The sequence below is a fragment of the Aquamicrobium sp. LC103 genome (assembly GCF_001014615.2).
In the GTDB taxonomy this organism is placed as follows: domain Bacteria; phylum Pseudomonadota; class Alphaproteobacteria; order Rhizobiales; family Rhizobiaceae; genus LBCQ02.
This window is the reverse complement of record NZ_LBCQ02000001.1, coordinates 121,670-138,540: the sequence shown is the minus strand read 5'-3', so window position 1 is coordinate 138,540 and position 16,871 is coordinate 121,670. Positions and strand designations below refer to the sequence as shown.

Below are 16,871 nucleotides of genomic sequence, written 5' to 3'. Positions count from 1 at the left end.
CCGGAGGAATTCCTGCCGGACACCGGATCCTCTCCCGCGGATGGTTCCCCTATCGACGGCAACGGCGCGGTCGGGCTCGGTCCGCTAGTTGACCGAGCCGGTGCCGGACGGCTCGTTGCCCGCGACGAATATGGTGACGCCGTTCTTGTCGTCGAACTCGAGCGCGATGATGTCGCGCAGGAGGACCGATCTGGAATCGACCGCGTGGTAGAACATGGCGCTGCCTTCGATCGCTTCGCGCAACTCGACGATCTCGGTCTGGCGCTCGGCGATTTTCCTGTCGACCTCGGACTCCTCTCCGCCGATGTCGGGCAGGAAGATGATGACGACCGAATCGAGCGAGAACTTCTTGCGCACCTCGGAAATATTGGCGGGCGTGTTCTCGATGGCGGAGATGATCCGGCTTTCGTCGCCGGCCGCCTGCTCTTCGCCGGTCTTCACGTCGGAGCCGATGATCGTATCGATCGCTTCACCGCTGTTCAGCCCCTGCGCGAGAAGGGCCATGTTGGGCGTCGAGGCCAGGAGGAACACCGCTCCGGCCAATGCATGCACCCACATCGGATTTTCTCTCGCAATCGCACCTGTCAACCTAGACTCTCCTTGTCCTTGAGTTCGCCTCCCGATGCCGCTGCGCGGCCTGAGGGGGCAGATAGTGCAATCGGCGGTTTTTTTCCACCCGCAAGCGCGAAAGGAAGACGGCGCGGAGATGGATCCGCGCCGCCCGTTCTTCGCAATGCGGGCATTCTACATGACGTAGAGCACCACTCCGGTGCCGGTCACTTCGGCCGCCACGACCTTCGAGAGGTCTACGCCCTGGGACTGCAGCTCCTGCGAGAGCGCCGAATTGCCCTCGATCGAGGACTTCAGCTCCTCGATGCCGGCGCTGTTGGCCGAGACGACCTGATTGGCTTCGGAGGTGTCGAAATTCGACAGCTCGCTGACGCTCACCACGTTCACATCGTTGATCTCGGACATGGAGCCGATTGCCGTGGCGCTGGCGGAGTTGCCCTCGATCGCTCTCATGACGCCGTCGAAGCTCGGAGCTTCCACGGCCTGGGTGGTACCGGGATCGACGGCCGCAGGCGCGTCAGGGGCCGGGTTGGCCGGAGACGTGGCACCGTTTTCCATCTCCATCGTTCCCGGCGTGGCGTCGGAATCCTGAGCCAGGACAGGGGCCGCCAGCAGCGATCCCGACATCAAGGCGGCGGTGGTGAGAGCAAGTACGCGTTTCATGATCTTTTCCTCTTGCTTGCGTCTGGGGTTGTCCCTTCTTTCGCAAAGGCCGCATCGCGGCGGCCGAAAGGGGAATGCGTGGAGGCCGTGCCGGTTGCATCAAAAGCAGTGACGATTTCGTGCTCATTGAGAGGCCGCAATGTGACGCCCCGGCTGGCCCGTTTTCACACGTTCGAACCGAGCTACCGCGCCGTGTCGCCGACACCTCCGACAAATGAAGGAAGCATCTGATGCCCGCCAGGATTTCCCGCCCCGCCTATGCCCGCATGTTCGGCCCGACCGTCGGGGACAAGGTGCGGCTCGCCGATACCGAGCTCTTCATCGAGGTCGAAAAGGATTTCACCGTCTATGGCGAGGAGGTGAAGTTCGGCGGCGGCAAGGTCATCCGCGACGGCATGGGCCAGAGCCAGGTCTCGCGCGCCGGCGGCGCGGTCGACACGGTCATCACCAATGCGCTGGTGGTGGATTCGACCGGCATCTACAAGGCGGACATCGGCCTGAAGGACGGACGCATCCATTCGATCGGCAAGGCCGGCAACCCCGACACCCAGCCGGGCGTCACCATAATCGTCGGGCCGGGCACGGAAGCGATCGCGGGCGAGGGCAAGATCCTCACCGCCGGTGGTTTCGACGCGCATATCCACTTCATCTGCCCGCAGCAGATCGAGGAGGCGCTGATGTCCGGCGTCACCACCATGCTCGGCGGCGGCACCGGTCCCGCGCACGGCACGCTCGCCACCACCTGCACGCCGGGGCCGTGGCATCTGGGCCGCATGATCCAGTCCTTCGACGCCTTCCCGATGAATATCGGCCTTTCCGCGAAGGGCAACGCGTCGCTGCCCGGCGCGCTCGAGGAGATGGTGCTCGGCGGCGCCTGCGCCATGAAGCTGCACGAGGACTGGGGCACGACGCCGGCGGCGATCGACTGCTGCCTGTCGGTCGCCGACGACCATGACGTGCAGGTGATGATCCACACCGACACGCTCAACGAGAGCGGCTTCGTGGAGGACACCGTCGCCGCCTTCAAGGACCGTACGATCCATGCCTTCCACACCGAGGGCGCCGGCGGCGGCCACGCGCCCGACATCATCAAGGTCTGCGGCCTGCCCAACGTCATCCCGTCCTCGACCAATCCGACGCGGCCCTACACCGTCAACACGATCGCCGAGCATCTCGACATGCTGATGGTGTGCCACCATCTGTCGCCGTCGATCCCGGAGGACGTGGCCTTCGCCGAGAGCCGCATCCGCAAGGAGACGATCGCGGCCGAGGACATTCTTCACGATCTCGGCGCCTTCTCGATCATCTCCTCCGACAGTCAGGCGATGGGCCGGGTCGGCGAGGTGCTGATCCGCACCTGGCAGACCGCCGACAAGATGAAGCGTCAGCGCGGACGCTTGGCCGAAGAGACCGGCGACAACGATAATTTCCGGGTCCGCCGCTATATTGCGAAATACACGATCAATCCGGCGATCGCCCAGGGGATATCGAAGGAGATCGGCTCGATCGAGGTCGGCAAGCGCGCCGACCTGGTGCTGTGGAATCCCGCCTTCTTCGGCGTCAAGCCGGACATGGTGTTGCTCGGCGGCATGATAGCGGCGGCCCCCATGGGCGATCCGGGCGCGTCGATCCCCACGCCGCAGCCCATGCACTACCGGCCGATGTTCGGCGCCTACGGCAAGGCGGTCACCAATTCCTCCGTCACCTTCGTCTCGAAGGCGGCGCTCGATGCGGGGCTCAAGACGAAGCTCGGCGTCGACAAGGCGATGGTCGCCGTGGAGAACACGCGCGGCGGCATCGGCAAGCGTTCGATGGTGCTGAACGATGCCATGCCGCATATCGAGGTCGACCCGGAAACCTATGAGGTCCGCGCCGACGGCGAACTCATCACCTGCGAGCCCGCGACGGTGCTTCCCATGGCACAGCGCTATTTCCTGTTTTGAAAGGAGCGTTGAGACTTAAAAGCATGAGAGGAGTATTTCTTACGAAATTAACTTAAGAAATATTATATATAAATATAGTTATTATATAATACGCAAGTAATTAATTGATAAATTTTAATTATTATATGGATAAATCTATTGATATCGTGAATTAAACCGCAATGATGCAACAAACGCACTCTCGCTGAATAAATTCCGAGCCAAGTCTCGATTTGACGTATGATGCTCGCGCCGGCTCGTTTATATAATCGCGCATTGGGGCTTATATAGGTGGCGGGGTAATTTTCACATGCCGATTTCTTTTATCGTCTGCACGCGGCGAGTGCTGCGCTTGTGGCGCGCGGAACGGATTCTGGCACCGTGAGCGAAGGGGCGGGCGCATAGCCCACCGCGTGTCCGGACGCTGAATCACGGAGCTGTGGCCGGTTGCGCGCGGCGCCGCCGCTCGGCCGGCGGCAACGTCCTCCCACTCTGCTGAACAGTCATGTCGCGTCGAAACTCGTTCGGCCTCACGAATAACTCGATGGAACCCTGCCAATGAGCAACGCCAGCATGTCCACGACGGCCCTGATCGGATATTCCGGCTTCGTGGGGACGACGCTGTTGCGTCAGGCTTCGTTCGACGCCCTCTATCGTTCCACGAACATCGGAGAAATCGATGGCCGGACGTTCGATACGGTGGTCTGCGCCGGTGCGCCGGCACAGAAATGGCTCGCCAATCGTGATCCTGAGGCAGACAGGGAGGCGATCGGGCGGCTCGTCTCCCGCCTGCGTACCATTTCGTGTCGAACCTTCGTGCTCGTGAGCACGGTCGACGTCTTCAAATCTCCGGAAGGTGTGGACGAGAATACGAGAATAGACGAGGTCGGGCTGCACCCATACGGGCTTCATCGCCTGCAGCTCGAAACATTCGTCGCCGAGCATTTTCCGCGCCATATGATCGTGCGGCTGCCTGGTCTGGTGGGTCCCGGACTGCGCAAGAACATCCTGTATGACTTCCACAACGACAACAATGTCGCGGCTATCGATAGCCGCCATGTCTTTCAATTCTACCCCATGGTCAATCTGTGGCGGGACATCGAGACGGCCCTGGAGGCGGGGTTGTCTCTCGTTCACCTGACGGCCGAGCCCCTCGGTGTGGCGGAGGCGGCGCTCGGCGGTTTTGGCCGAGCCTTTTCCAACAGGCTCGATGTCTCTCCCCTCAACTACGACATGCGCACCCGCCACGCAGCTCTCTTCGGAGGAACGGGAGACTATCAGTACAGCCGCCGCGAAAGCCTCCTGGCGATCCGGGCCTATGCGCAATCCGAGTCGCATGCACCGAGGAAAGACGCATGAAGCTCGCCATTTCCAACATCGCCTGGAAGCCGGAGGAGGCGGAGGACGCCTATGCGCTGCTCGAGGAAATGGGCGTGGGCGGGCTTGAAATCGCGCCGGGACTTTTTTTCGCGGGGGAAAGCGATCCGTTCCGGCCGTCTGAGGCGGCGGTGGCCGACCGACTGGAGAGAATAAGGCGGGCAGGTCTCGAACTCGTCTCCATGCAGTCGCTGCTGTTCGGCGTCGAGGATGCCGCGCTCTTCGGAAGCGGGGAGCAATGTGAGCGTTTCGTTGCCGGGCTCGTTCGCGCCATCGATCTGGCCGCTCGGCTGGAGATTCCGAATCTCGTCGTCGGCTCTCCGGCCAATCGCGTGATCCCGACGCACATGGAGGACGGGGAAGCCCTGTCGGTGGCAATGAGCGTCTTCAGGCTGCTAGCGGACCATGCGAAAGCGAATGGTTGCCGTCTCGCGATGGAACCCAATCCGGCCGTCTACGGCACCAATTTCCTCACGAGCCTTTCCGAGGCCGTCGCCTTCGTCCGCGAAGTGGACCATCCGGCGGTGATGCTCAACTTCGACACCGGCGCGCTGCATCTCAACGGAGAGATCGACAATGCCGGCGCGCTTTTCGCGCAGGCGCGCCCGCACATCTCCCACGTTCATGTCAGCGAGGCGCATCTCGCGCCGGTGCCCGGTGATCAGTCGATGCTTCTCAAAACCCTGGCTGCTGTAAGGAACGCGGGATGGCAGGGGTGGGTCTCGATCGAGATGCGCGCCGCGCCGACCGATCGGCTGGCGCATGCGCGCCAGGCGCTCCGATCCTGCCTTGATGCGATCGGAGCCTGAGCATGCAGTTTGTCGCTCCTCCTTCGGAAGCCGCACCCGATTTTCTCGTCTCCGTGGTTCTGGCCGGTGACGTCGACGGCGCGCATTATCGTGAAATTCTGCAGGAACTTGCACGACGCCTGGGGCGGGCATTTCAGTTCTGGGAGATCCTGCTCGCCGTTCCGGAAGCCGGCGCGGAGGAGACCTCGACCCTGGTGGCATCGCTCAAGGGCATCGCCAACCTGCGCATATTGCGTGTCAGCGCGGCCGGCAGCTTCTATCGGCGTCGCCTTGCCGGCGCTACGGAGGCGATCGGCGAGGTCGTTCTCCTTTCCACATTCGACGAGATCGACACCATCGATGTCGCTCGGCTGGCGCGGGACGTCTATCTGTCCAACGGGATATTCGCGCTGACGAGACAGCAAGGCGGAACCCGCGTGCTGGCACCGTTCGCCGCCGCTCTGGGAACGCTCAGCGGGTACCGTGTCGATCATCGCGATGCGCTCACCATCGGCTTTCCGCGTTCCGCTCTGGAAAACATTCTGGCGCGACCCGACGCTGAAATCCTGCTGCGTTTCGAACCGCTGTCCGGAATTTTCACGTTCAATCGTGTTCCCCTGGTCGGCGGCAAGGAGCCGCCGCGCCGCCGCTGGAACGACTGGCGGCACCGGATCGGCCTCGTGGGCGACATGATGGTCAGCGCCAGCCCGCGCATTCTGCGCATCGTGGCGTTCGTCTCCCTTTCCGTCGCCGGCATTGCCGTTTTCTACGCGTTTTATGCGGCGCTGGTCTGGCTGTTGAAAGCGGACGTGGCTCCGGGCTGGCTGACGACTTCCCTGCTCCAGTCGCTGACGGTCTTGTTCCTGGGCATCTCGATCTCCGCCATCTCCGTGGGGCTGGTGAGGATGTTCGACCTCCTCTCCAATGAGGGGCGATACGCGATCGTCGATGAAGTCATCTCGGTCGATCTGATCGGAAGCATCAAAACGATGAACGTGGACTTCGTCGCGGGCGATCCCGCGCCCTTGCCGGCGAGAAGGGAAGAAGTTGATCCAGGATAGCCCTTATTCCAAGCGTGGCTGGGACGTGCCCGTCATGTCGGTATCGGCGCTCGCGCCCAGGAGATCCCGTTATGCCCTCGTCGTCCCAGTCATCAACGAGGGCGATCGAATCCGCCGGCAGCTCGCCGAAACCTTCAAGCAGGGCCATGCCGATCTCTGCGACGTGCTCGTCGCCGACGGCGGCAGCACGGACGGCTCGCTCGATTCCGAGTTCCTTGAATCAGTGAATGTGCGCGCGTTGTTGACCAAGACGGGTCCGGGGAAGCTTTCGGCCCAATTGCGTTGCGCCTACGCCTATGCCCTCGAAGAGGGTTATCAAGGCATCATCACCATCGACGGCAACGGCAAGGATTCCGTGGAGAGCATCCCGGCATTCGTCGCCGCTCTCGACGAGGGTATCGACTATGCGCAAGCCTCGCGCTTCATCAGGGGCGGACGAGGCATCAACACCCCGTTGTCGCGCCTCCTTGCCATCCGCCTTCTTCACGCGCCCGTGCTCAGCCTTGCCGGAAGGCGCTGGCTTACGGACACCACACAAGGATTTCGGGCGTATTCCGCGCGCTACCTGCTCGACGCAAGGGTGCAGCCTTTCCGCGACGTCTTCATGCGCTACGAACTTCTCGCCTATCTGACGGCAAGGGCCGGTCAGCTCGGATATCGGGTCCGCGAAATTCCCACGACGCGCAGCTATCCCGCCCACGAGCCGGCACCGACCAAGATCGGCGGTTTCAAGGCGCATCTCGATCTGGTGTCGGTTCTTTGGAAGACGCTCAAGGGCGAGTTTCACCCGCATGCGAGCGGGACATGAGCGACCACGATTACGATTTCGCAGTCATCGGCGGCGGGTTTTACGGACTATTCCTGGCATTGTTCCTGCGCGGCATCAGCGATCGCGTCGTCGTCTTCGAGGCGGAGGAAGAAGCTTTCTCCCGTGCGTCGCGGGTCAATCAGGCGCGGGTGCACACCGGTTTTCACTATCCGCGCAACTTCGTCACAGCCATGCGTTCGCTGAGCCTCCACCAGCGTTTCGCCAGAGACTTTCCCGATGCCATCGTCGATGATTTCGACATGCTCTATGCTGTCGCGAGCCGCCGATCCAAGGTGTCGGCCGGACGCTTCCGGCGCATGTACGAGCATCTGGAGGCGCCGATTCAGCCCGCGCCGCGTCATCTGTCAAAGCTGTTCGACGAAACCCTGATCGAGGGCGTCTTCCGTGTTCGTGAATGGGCCTTCGATTATCGGGCGCTCAGGCGTGGATTGCTTGCGCGGCTGGATGCGGCGCGCATTCCCTTGCGCCTGGGAACGAAGGTGGAGCGCATCGAATCCCTGACCGAGGGTGTCGGGCTTGAGCTTTCGGACGGCACCCATGTCAAGGCAGGCATGGCGTTCAACGTCACTTATGCCGGCATCAACGCCCTGCTCCTGTCGAGCGGGCTTGCACCGCTGCCGCTCAAACACGAGTTCGTGGAATTGGCCCTCGTCGAGCCGCCCGAGGAGATGAAGGGGCTCGCAGTCACCGTCATGGACGGTCCGTTTTTCTCGTTCATGCCCTATCCGGCGGCGGGCGGTGCTTATTCGCTGACTCATGTCCGCTACACGCCGCACTGGAGCTGGAGCGACGCGGAAGGCGGTGCGTCCATGTTCCTCGGCGATATGCCACACCAGTCGCGTTGGCGTCACATGAAGCAGGATGCGCGGCGATACGTGCCTTGTCTCGATGGCCTGGCCTGGCGCGAAAGCCTTTTCGACATCAAGACCGTTCCCATCCGGAACGAGCTGAACGACGGCCGGCCGATCCTGCTGCATCGGCATGCGGACGCTCCGCGACTTCTGTCGGTGCTGGGCGGCAAGATCGACAATATATACGACCTGTTCTCCATTCTTCCCGCGATCGATGCGCGTTTCGCCTCCGCCCGCCTGGAGGGCATCCTCGAGGGGAAGAATGCAGGGTGAGAAGCTCAGATACGCGACAGTCGTCGTGATCGGCTACGGGATCGACCTTCTCATGTCGATCTTCGCCATCCGCAACCTGTCATTCTCGCTTCCTGCAGCCTCGGCAACGGGTTTCCTCCTCGCCTTCCTCCTGAACTACGTTCTTCACGAATTCTGGACGTTTCGACGCGACCACAGCGGGCTTTCGCTCCTGCGGTTCGTGCAATCGCTCGGCGCCGCACTGTTGGCCCTCGCACTCAGAGTCGGCTTTCTCGCCGCGCTCGGTTCTCTAGTCATGACCGAATATGCGCAATACGCCATGCTGATCGCTGCAGCCGGCTTCTCCTTCCTCGTCAACTACGCGCTGCTGCGCCTCGCTGTCTTTCGGTAGGTCACATGCGACTCGCAACGCCGCACTGGACGCAGGGCACCTTCGTCACCGTCGCCGCCATCACGGTCTTGGCGCTGATCTGCCTCTTCGTGCGGAGCTTTCCGCATATCGGCTACGTCAACCAGCTTACCGTTTCCGGCGGCATTCTGCGCGACACGGACAAGCTGCGCGACGTGGCCTTGGTTCCCCTTGCCATCCTCCTGCAACTGATCCTGATCGCCGGTTATGTGCTTCTGCCGCAGGCTGGACAAAAGGAAGGAGGCAGGTGGTGGGTATGGGTCTTGGCCGGCATCTACGTCGCGATACTCGTCTGGTTCGATCGCGGCCATTTCCTCGCCGCCATCGCCTCCCTAGCGACGACGTTCTGGCTTCAACGATTTTTCTGGAAGGCGGATTGGCAGCAGGCGTCGGGATATCTCTTCCTTGTCGTCAGCGCCGTGACGCTGCTCGTCCACCATCTCGTCGGCCTGAACCCGCTGTGGATCTTTGCGTGTCTGGCTCCGCTTCTGGCCCTCGTTTCGCATCGCTTCGGCAGGCGCACGCTCGTCGTGGCCGCGGCACTGGGTACGGCGATGCTCGCCGTCGCGGCGCTCTCTTGCGCGCCCCTTTTCTGGTGGCCCAGGGTCTCCGTAGGGGTGACGCCGATCGACGGCGTGTTCGCTGCCGCAGCCCTGGTCGTGGTAGGGCAGGGATTTATGAGCCTTCGGATCGTTTTCAAGGCCGAGGAAACAGATGCGCTTGCGGCTCCCGGCGCCTTCAGTCTGGCACTCGCGGCCGCCCTGCTATCGCTTCCCGCCGCCAATTTTGCCAGTCTTTCCGCCGACGACTATCATTTTGGCGAGCGCCTCCTTGCCTATCAGGCGTTGTCCGCCGGGCAGGGCTGGTTCACTACCTTCCTCTCCCCGCACGGCTTTTCCGATGCGGTGAGTGGTATCTTGGCGCGCCTGGCAGGCGATGACAGCGCGGTGGGCATCCAAATAGGATCCGGGATCGGCTTGCAGATCGTCTTTTTTCTCGTTTCGTGGCGGTTGATCGCGAGGCTCGGCGTGATCGGAGGCCTCTGCCTGGCCCTGGCGCTGCCCTACAGCCAGGATATTCTGCTCATCCAAAGTATACCGCTCGTCGCCTTGAATCTGATCCTGGTCCTGGAAGCGGCATCGTTGCGTCGCCCCGTGCTTGCCGGAGTTCTCGGCACGTTGCTGGGTGTCGCCGGCATATTCTTCAACGCCGGCACAGGTGTGGCTGCGTCGCTCACGGGCGGAATGGCCGGATTCGTCTTGCAGGCGATGCGCGGCAGACGTGCCGCGCTCCACTTTCTTGGCGCCACCGCGGCGACGAGCGCGGTGGTCCTGGCTCTGGTCTGGCCTCAGGCGAAAGGCCAGTTCGACTTCCTGCGCATATCGGCCAGGGCGAATCTGGCTATCTACGGCAACGGCGACATTCCGCGCCTGAAGCCGATCTATTTCCTGTCTTTTCTTTTTGCCGGAGCGCCGCTGCTCGCCTTTGTCCTGGCGAGGAGCAGCGATGCCTCGCGGATGCGGCGACTTCCTCTATGGGCGGGCGCGCTTGTGCCTGTCGCCTCGTTCACCCTCCTTTTCAACATCTATGCCATGGGGCGTATCGACGATACGGCGCTCAGGGCGCTTATGACATCGTGCGTTCTGCTTGTCTTTCTGCCCGTTTGGCTGAGCGGTTTCCAGAAGAGCGGACTCTTAGACGCACCCGCGGACGCTGTTGTCTGCGCCATGCTGCTTGTTGCGATCGCTCCCGTCGGATCCCCCCTTCTGCAGGGGAGAGCCCTCATGCCGCCTTCGCCTATGCCGCAACCGGCCGCGATTTCCGCTTCGCTCCCCAGGCTCGGTGCCGGCCGGCACGATCCGGCTCACGTCCAGCGTGTCGAGACGGTCGCGGGGATCGTCGACGCGCTCTTGGAGCCGGGCGAGACCTTTCTCAATCTCACCAACCGCAACGCGCTCCATTTCTATCTGAACCGAGCCAGCCCCGTGCCGATCTCCAGCACCTACAATGCGGCTCCGGAGGAATTCCAGAAAGCGTTCATCGCAGCGCTTGGCGACAGCCCGCCTCCACTCGCGCTCGTCGGCGTCGGCAATATGGAACATGACGGCATCAGCCTTCCGTTGCGCTCGCACGCGATCTACGACTATGTGCTCGGTCGCTACGTGCCGTTCCAGCGCGAGGGATATGTCTTCGCCATGAGGCGCGACCTTGCCGCGCGTATCGAGCGGCTGCCGGAGGAGCCGCATCTCCTTCATCGCGCTTCGGATGCCAATTGGAGAAACGGCGTCGCCATCGGCGCGAACGCCAAACGCTGGTCGTTCGCGGTGGAACCGGGAATGGCTGATCGCCTGCGAGCCGGCGATCGCTTGCTGTTCTCTGATGGCGTGGAGCGGCATGTGATGGAGGCCAAGGGCATCAATGTCGCCTCCAATCTCCCGATCCCGCCTCCGCGGAACGATGACGCCGCGAGACTTTCCTTCACCATCGTCAACCGGACACTTGATCCGCTTTCGGAAACGGACCTCTGGGCTCGGGTTTTCCATAAACGCAACCTGCACCGGATACCGTCCGCTTGGGGACGCTCCTCGTCGCGCTTGGCCGATGCATTGCAGCCTTCATCCGCCGGCCTCGAATTGGTGCGGATGGCGGATGCGGGATCGCTTGACGGGCGGAAGGGTCTCTACGAAATCACCGGCGTCGATCCGCGGTGGATCTATCGTCCGCAGGCGCCGCTGGACCCCGAGCAGGCCGGGTTGCTGGCCTTTTCGGTCGCCTGCCTCGATCCCGAAGCACTGCCCAAGGTGCAGGTTTTCTGGCGTCCGTCGGACCAGGGTTTTTCGGAACACGTCAGCCTCGTGTTCGAAGCTTCGTTTCCGTTCAACATCGTTCCGCTGGATAGCTCTCCACTGTGGAGCCAGGCCAGGGACATCGCCGAAATCCGGATCGATATTGCCAATCCGGATCAATGCGGCGCGGTCGTGCTCGACGACGTGCGGCTCTTGCGCAGAAGCCCGATCGGCGATGTCGCCGATACCGCCCGACGCTGACAAGGCGAGGCCGCGTCGCGCCTGAAAAATCCCCTGCGCGTTCCTTTTGGACCTCACGCCGGTCTGTGAGGAACGCCGGGAAGGGTCAGCGCCGAAGCGCTGGGCTCGGGCGGAGATTGAAGGTCCTCGGCAGCGGATGCATCCGTGGCACCATGATCGTCGGGCGCCTTCGGCAGGAAGCGGGAGAGCCGGCGCGTGATGCCCTCGATGTAGGACAGGATCACCGGCACCACGACGAGCGTCAGGATGGTCGAGCTGATGAGCCCGCCGATGACCGCGTGCGCCATCGGCGCCCGCTGCGCCCCGCCGCCGCCGACCGCCAGGGCGAGCGGGATCATGCCGAAGATCATCGCCAGCGTCGTCATGATGATCGGCCGGAAGCGGATCGCGCCGGCGCTGATCAGCGCGTCGTTCAAGGACAGCCCGCGCCGGCGCTCCTGGTTGGCGAAGTCGACCAGCAGGATGCCGTTCTTGGTGACGAGGCCCATCAGCATGATGAAGCCGATCAGCGAGAACATGTTGATCGTGCTGCCGCTCGCCATCAGGCCGAGCAGCACGCCGACCAGCGACAAGGGCAGTGCCGCCATGATCGCGATCGGCTGGGTGAAGCTGCCGAACTGCGAGGCGAGCACGATGTAGATGAAGATCACCGCCATGGCGAGGGCGGTGAGCATGTTGCCCATCGTCTCCTCCATGCTCTCCGACTGCCCGCCGAACTGGATGCGATAGCCGGACGGCAGCTCCATCCCGGCGATGACCGCCTGGAGATCGGCCGTCGCCTCGCCGATGGTGCGGCCCGAGACGTCCGCCGAGACCAGCACTTCGCGCGACATGTCCATGCGACGGATTTCGGATGCGGTGCGGACGGTTCCGATGTCGGCTACCTGGTCGAGCCGGACCATGACTGGCGCGCCCTCGGCATCGGTGCCGCCGGTCGTCATCATCAGCTCTCCGATGGCCGTCGTGTCGGCGCGCTGATCCTGCGGCAGGCGCACCACGACCTCGTATGTTTCGCCAAGCGAATCCGTCCAGTTGGTGACTTCCTCGCCGCCGACCAGAGGCGACAGCATGTCGCCCAATTGCTGGACGCCGATGCCCAGATCGCTCGCCGCCTCGCGCTTGAGGCGCACGGAGACGATCGCGCTCGTTTCTTCCGCGCTCGACGAGACGTCCACCATGCCGGAAATGGCACGCATCTTCCCGGCGAGATCGTTTGAGATCTGTTCGAGCACGCTGCGGTCGTCGCCGAGCACGCTCAACTGGATCGGGCTCTGCCCACCGCCGAGCCCCTCCTGGACGATCGCGATCTCGATCCCCGGTATCGCCGAAAGCCGCTCGCGGATCGGATCGGCCAGCGTGGCGGGCGTCCGGGTACGCTCCTCGTGCGGCACGAGCCTGACCAGCACCGCGGCCTTGTGCTTGCCCGCGGCGCCGCCCGTGTTGATCGTCGAATAGACGGCCGACACCTCGGGGAATTCGCGCAGGGCGCCCTCGACCTGTCGCACCTTGGCCGCGGTATAGTCCAGCGAGGAGCCGACCGGCGCCGTCACGTTGATCTGGAACCGGCCCTCGTCCGCGTTCGGCACGAACTCGACGCCGACCAGCGGAATCATGAAGATGCTGCCGATGAAGATGCCGATCGTCGCCGCGAGCGTGATGAACCGATGCCGCAGCGTCCAGCCGATCAGGTGGCGGTACTGGCCCGCCAGCCATTCGAAACCGTGCTCGAAACGGGCGATCAGCCGACCGATGGGTCCTCGCTTGGCTTCGGGCTGCGAGTCCGGATCGTACCACACGCTCGACAGCATCGGATCGAGCGTGAAGGCGACGAACAGCGAGATCAGGACGGCGGCGGCCACGGTGACGCCGAACTCGTAGAAGAACCGGCCGATGATGCCGTCCATGAAGGCCACCGGCAGGAACACGGCGACGATGGTCGCCGTCGTTGCCATGACGGCGAGGCCGATCTCGTTGGTGCCGTCGAGCGCGGCCCGCAGGTGCGACTTGCCCATGTGGAGATGGCGCGTGATGTTCTCGCGCACCACGATGGCGTCGTCGACGAGAATGCCGATCGAAAGCGTCAGCGCCAGCAGGCTCAGCGTGTTCAGCGTGAAGCCGAGGAAGCCGATGACGGCGATCGTGCCGATCATGGCGATCGGCAATGTCAGGCCGGTGATGACGGTACTGCGCCAGGAGTTGAGGAACAGGAAGACGATGGCGACGGCGAGGATCGCGCCCTCGATCAGCGTCGCCTGTACCTGTTCGACCGATTCCTGGATCGCGGTCGACGCGTCGGTGACGACGCGAAGCTGGATGCCCTGGGACGCCAGTTCGGTGTTGAGCTGCTCGAGCCGCTGCTTCACGTCGGCGACCACCTGCACGGTGTTCGCGTCCTGCACCTTGACGATGTCGATCGCGAGCGCCGGCTCGCCATTGTAGACGGCGAGGCTTTCGGCATCCGCGGCGCCATCCGCCACCGTGGCCACGTCGCTGAGATAGACCGGGCCGCCGCCGCGCCGCGCGACGATCATGTCGAGGAAATCCTCGGGCTTTTCGACGCGGCCCTGGACCTGGATGGTGCGCTCGCTGAAATTGCTCAGGACGCTGCCCGCCGGCCGGTTCTGATTGCCCGTGCGCAAAGCGCTCAGCACCTCGTCGACACCCACCCCGAGCGCGCGCATGCGCGTCTCGTCGATGCCGATGTCGATCTGCCGCTTCTGCCCGCCGACGAGCGTGGCCTGTCCGACGCCGGAAACGGTCGTGAGTTGCCGCACCACCCGCTGGTCCGCGATCGTGGTGAGCTCGGGCACGCCAAGCGAGGGCGAACTTACGGCCACCGACAGGATCGGCTGGTCCGACGGGTTGAAGCGCGAGACCATCGGCTTGTCGACGGCGCTGGGAAACTCGGCCTCGAGCGGTGCCACCTTGTCGCGGACGTCCTGCGCGGCCGCGGTTCCCTCGACCTCCAGCTTGAAGCTGGCCACCACGACCGAGCGGCCCTCGTAGGATGTGGAGGTGACCTTGTCGAGACCGCTGATGGTATTGAGCGCCTCCTCGACGGGGCGCGTGATCTCGGTTTCGACCGTCTCCGGGGTTGCGCCCGGATAGGTGGTCATCACCACGACCACCGGTACATCGACGTTGGGATACTGATCCAGCCCCAGCTTCTGGAACGAGAACAGCCCGAACACCACCAGCGCCACCATCATCATGGTGGCGAAGACGGGATGGTTGACGGATATGCGCGTGAGGAACATGTCAGCCAGCCTCGGATACGGTGGCGGCCATCTCCGGCCGCAGTTCGGAAAGCGGCGCGACGACGATGGTGTCGCCGTCCCTCACGCCATCGGTGATCTCGACGCTGTTGCCGCCGTTCCACTTGGCCCCGGTCGTGACCGGCTGGCGCTTGAGACGTCCGTCCGCCAGCTTGAACACGAAGGTTCCTTCCCCGTCCTCGCGCAGCGAGGTGGCGGGAAGGACGACGGCATCCTTGCTCTCGCGCACGACGATCGTTCCGGTGGCGAACATGCCGCCCCAAAGCCGGCCGTCGGGGTTCTCGAGGCGGATGTGGACAGGCACGAAGCGCGACCCTTCGTTGGCGACGGGGTTGATCCGGTCGACGATGCCCGTCACGGTCTGGCCGTCCAGGCCGTCGATCTTGAGTTCGGCACGCAGGCCGACTTCCAGCTTCATGATGTCGCGAGTCGAGACGAGAACTTCCGCCTCGAGGATGGAGGTATCGACGATGGTGAGCAGCTCGGCATTGGCCGCCGCCGGCGCGCCGGGCTCTATTGCCCGGTTGGCGACCATCCCGTCGAACGGCGCGATGATCTCGGCGTCGCGCAAGGCGGTGCGCGCGGTGTCGCTCTGCGCGGCAAGCGCCTGCGCATTGGCCTCGGCGGCGGCGAGGTCGCTCTGCGCCTTTTCGAGCGCCGCCCGCGTCGCAAAGCCGCGCCGCGACAGCTCCTGTGTCTTTTCCAGCGTCTGGCGGGCCAGTTGCGATTGCGCGCGCGAAGCCTCGAGGTTGGCTTCACGCTGCACCAGCGCCGATTGGAGATCGTTCGTCTCGAAGCGAACGAGCACGTCGCCCGCCTTCACGGCCTGGCCGGCACGCACGTTCACCTCGTTCACGGTGCCGCCAACCTTGGCTTTGAGCACGACCCGGTTTACCGGGCGCAGTTCGCCGCTCACCCGCAGATGCTCGACCATGGACGATGGTTCGACCCGGGTTATCTCCACCGGAGCGAGCTCCAGCGGAAGAGGCAGTTGAGCGAGCTGGGACGGCACCACGGTAGCCACCTCGGCGGGCCCCTGCCGCGTTCTCGCGTCGGACGTCGAGGAGACTACGCCGAAATACACCGCGCCGGCATAGGCACAACCGACCGCCACTGCGGCCACCGCAAGCCGCTTCATCCATCTCGAGGTCATATGATTATTCCTGTTTATTCAGTATGAATTGAACATTTTGACACAAAAATGGCAATTCGCTGTCAGTCCTATGACGCGTCCGACTTTTCCGCTTGCGTCAGAAGTTCCTCGGCTTCGGCAAGGCTGCGTTCCAATGCCTCGGCCGCCTTCAAGGTGAAGGTTGCGATCTCCATGAGCCTCTGCTTAGACTGGTGCCGATGCGCGGGCAGGCGCGCCTCGATCGAACGATAGAAACCGTCCGCCCAGCGCAACCTTTTCACCTGCTTCCTGAATACGCTCGCCAGCCCCCCTGGCGCCAGATGGTAGTGGTCGTGGCGATCGCCAGGCTTGCCGATCCGCTCGATATATCCCAGATCGACGAGCATGCGCGCATTCGTGCTGACACTGCCGCGGCTGACCTGAAGCCGCTCGGCCAGCTCCGCAAAACTCAGCGGCCCGGGCTCTATCAGGATGAGCCCGAACAGGCGCCCGGCGATCCGGGGCATGTTCTGCTCCTGGAACCGCACGCCCATCATCTCGATGAAATCCGTAACCGGATCGTCGCTATCGTCGCTCATGGAAGCACATATGGATCTGTCTGTTTGTTTTGTCAATACTGAACAAACAGATTGCGGGCGAGTGAAAGCTCGCGCGCCGTCGCTCCACCTGGCGTCGCCAGCTTGCCACCGCGCGGC

At 63.4% G+C, this 16,871-nt stretch carries 13 protein-coding genes; 8 read left to right on the top strand and 5 right to left on the bottom strand.

All coding sequences use genetic code 11. The features are described from left to right. Positions 1–84: 84 nt before the first annotated feature. Positions 85–588 (bottom strand): hypothetical protein, encoded by a 504-nt coding sequence (locus XW59_RS00660; protein ID WP_246665968.1) that lies wholly within the window; start codon positions 586–588, stop codon positions 85–87. 156 nt (positions 589–744) lie between these two features. Next, the gene (locus XW59_RS00655) at positions 745–1,233 is read right to left on the bottom strand and encodes a hypothetical protein (protein ID WP_047147099.1); all 489 of its coding nucleotides are present in this window, start codon (positions 1,231–1,233) and stop codon (positions 745–747) included. Between the two features lie 230 nt (positions 1,234–1,463). On the opposite strand from XW59_RS00655, the gene ureC reads away from it, so the two are divergent. The 8 genes from ureC (at position 1,464) to XW59_RS00615 (ending at position 11,769) form a co-directional block, all read left to right on the top strand. Then, positions 1,464–3,176 carry an urease subunit alpha gene (gene ureC / locus XW59_RS00650; RefSeq protein ID WP_047147100.1) on the top strand — a complete coding sequence of 571 codons (1,713 nt, stop codon included), beginning with the start codon at positions 1,464–1,466 and terminating at the stop codon, positions 3,174–3,176. A 588-nt stretch (positions 3,177–3,764) separates the two neighbouring features. Further along, positions 3,765–4,514, top strand: a complete 750-nt coding sequence (locus XW59_RS00645; protein WP_206077685.1) for an NAD(P)-dependent oxidoreductase — start codon at positions 3,765–3,767, stop codon at positions 4,512–4,514. After that, on the top strand, positions 4,511–5,341 hold the full coding sequence (locus XW59_RS00640; RefSeq protein WP_047147101.1) for a sugar phosphate isomerase/epimerase family protein: 831 nt from the start codon (positions 4,511–4,513) through the stop codon (positions 5,339–5,341). The genes XW59_RS00645 and XW59_RS00640 overlap by 4 nt, the downstream gene beginning before the upstream one ends. A gap of 2 nt (positions 5,342–5,343) precedes the next feature. Next, a complete protein-coding gene (locus XW59_RS00635) occupies positions 5,344–6,381 on the top strand; it encodes a hypothetical protein (RefSeq protein ID WP_047147102.1) in 1,038 nt (345 codons plus the stop codon). Further along, positions 6,368–7,189: a glycosyltransferase family 2 protein gene (locus tag XW59_RS00630; RefSeq protein WP_246665967.1), complete on the top strand. Its 822-nt coding sequence runs from the start codon at positions 6,368–6,370 to the stop codon at positions 7,187–7,189. Before XW59_RS00635 ends, XW59_RS00630 begins: the two co-directional genes overlap by 14 nt. Further along, positions 7,186–8,334, top strand: a complete 1,149-nt coding sequence (locus XW59_RS00625; protein ID WP_047147104.1) for an FAD-binding oxidoreductase — start codon at positions 7,186–7,188, stop codon at positions 8,332–8,334. The genes XW59_RS00630 and XW59_RS00625 overlap by 4 nt, the downstream gene beginning before the upstream one ends. Continuing rightward, positions 8,324–8,704 carry a GtrA family protein gene (locus XW59_RS00620; protein ID WP_047147105.1) on the top strand — a complete coding sequence of 127 codons (381 nt, stop codon included), beginning with the start codon at positions 8,324–8,326 and terminating at the stop codon, positions 8,702–8,704. The genes XW59_RS00625 and XW59_RS00620 overlap by 11 nt, the downstream gene beginning before the upstream one ends. A 5-nt stretch (positions 8,705–8,709) precedes the next feature. Then, on the top strand, positions 8,710–11,769 hold the full coding sequence (locus tag XW59_RS00615; protein ID WP_047147106.1) for a hypothetical protein: 3,060 nt from the start codon (positions 8,710–8,712) through the stop codon (positions 11,767–11,769). Between the two features lie 53 nt (positions 11,770–11,822). Here XW59_RS00615 and XW59_RS00610 read toward each other — a convergent pair whose 3' ends face one another. From XW59_RS00610 to XW59_RS00600, 3 genes are all read right to left on the bottom strand, one after another. Next, the gene (locus XW59_RS00610) at positions 11,823–15,026 is read right to left on the bottom strand and encodes an efflux RND transporter permease subunit (protein WP_047147107.1); all 3,204 of its coding nucleotides are present in this window, start codon (positions 15,024–15,026) and stop codon (positions 11,823–11,825) included. Between the two features lies 1 nt (position 15,027). Continuing rightward, positions 15,028–16,197, bottom strand: coding sequence for an efflux RND transporter periplasmic adaptor subunit (locus XW59_RS00605; protein WP_047147108.1), 1,170 nt, complete (start codon positions 16,195–16,197; stop codon positions 15,028–15,030). A 68-nt stretch (positions 16,198–16,265) separates the two neighbouring features. Beyond that, positions 16,266–16,754 (bottom strand): MarR family transcriptional regulator, encoded by a 489-nt coding sequence (locus tag XW59_RS00600; RefSeq protein ID WP_052958266.1) that lies wholly within the window; start codon positions 16,752–16,754, stop codon positions 16,266–16,268. Between the last annotated feature and the right edge of the window lie 117 nt (positions 16,755–16,871).

What these genes read in the sequence shown, in the direction of transcription:
- XW59_RS00640 (WP_047147101.1), top strand. Translation starts at nt 4,511, where the DNA reads ATGAAGCTCGCCATTTCCAACATCGCCTGGAAGCCGGAGGAGGCGGAG.
- XW59_RS00600 (WP_052958266.1), bottom strand. Translation starts at nt 16,754, where the DNA reads ATGAGCGACGATAGCGACGATCCGGTTACGGATTTCATCGAGATGATG.
- XW59_RS00620 (WP_047147105.1), top strand. Translation starts at nt 8,324, where the DNA reads ATGCAGGGTGAGAAGCTCAGATACGCGACAGTCGTCGTGATCGGCTAC.
- XW59_RS00610 (WP_047147107.1), bottom strand. Translation starts at nt 15,026, where the DNA reads ATGTTCCTCACGCGCATATCCGTCAACCATCCCGTCTTCGCCACCATG.
- XW59_RS00625 (WP_047147104.1), top strand. Translation starts at nt 7,186, where the DNA reads ATGAGCGACCACGATTACGATTTCGCAGTCATCGGCGGCGGGTTTTAC.
- XW59_RS00655 (WP_047147099.1), bottom strand. Translation starts at nt 1,233, where the DNA reads ATGAAACGCGTACTTGCTCTCACCACCGCCGCCTTGATGTCGGGATCG.
- XW59_RS00605 (WP_047147108.1), bottom strand. Translation starts at nt 16,197, where the DNA reads ATGACCTCGAGATGGATGAAGCGGCTTGCGGTGGCCGCAGTGGCGGTC.
- XW59_RS00615 (WP_047147106.1), top strand. Translation starts at nt 8,710, where the DNA reads ATGCGACTCGCAACGCCGCACTGGACGCAGGGCACCTTCGTCACCGTC.
- XW59_RS00635 (WP_047147102.1), top strand. Translation starts at nt 5,344, where the DNA reads ATGCAGTTTGTCGCTCCTCCTTCGGAAGCCGCACCCGATTTTCTCGTC.
- ureC (WP_047147100.1), top strand. Translation starts at nt 1,464, where the DNA reads ATGCCCGCCAGGATTTCCCGCCCCGCCTATGCCCGCATGTTCGGCCCG.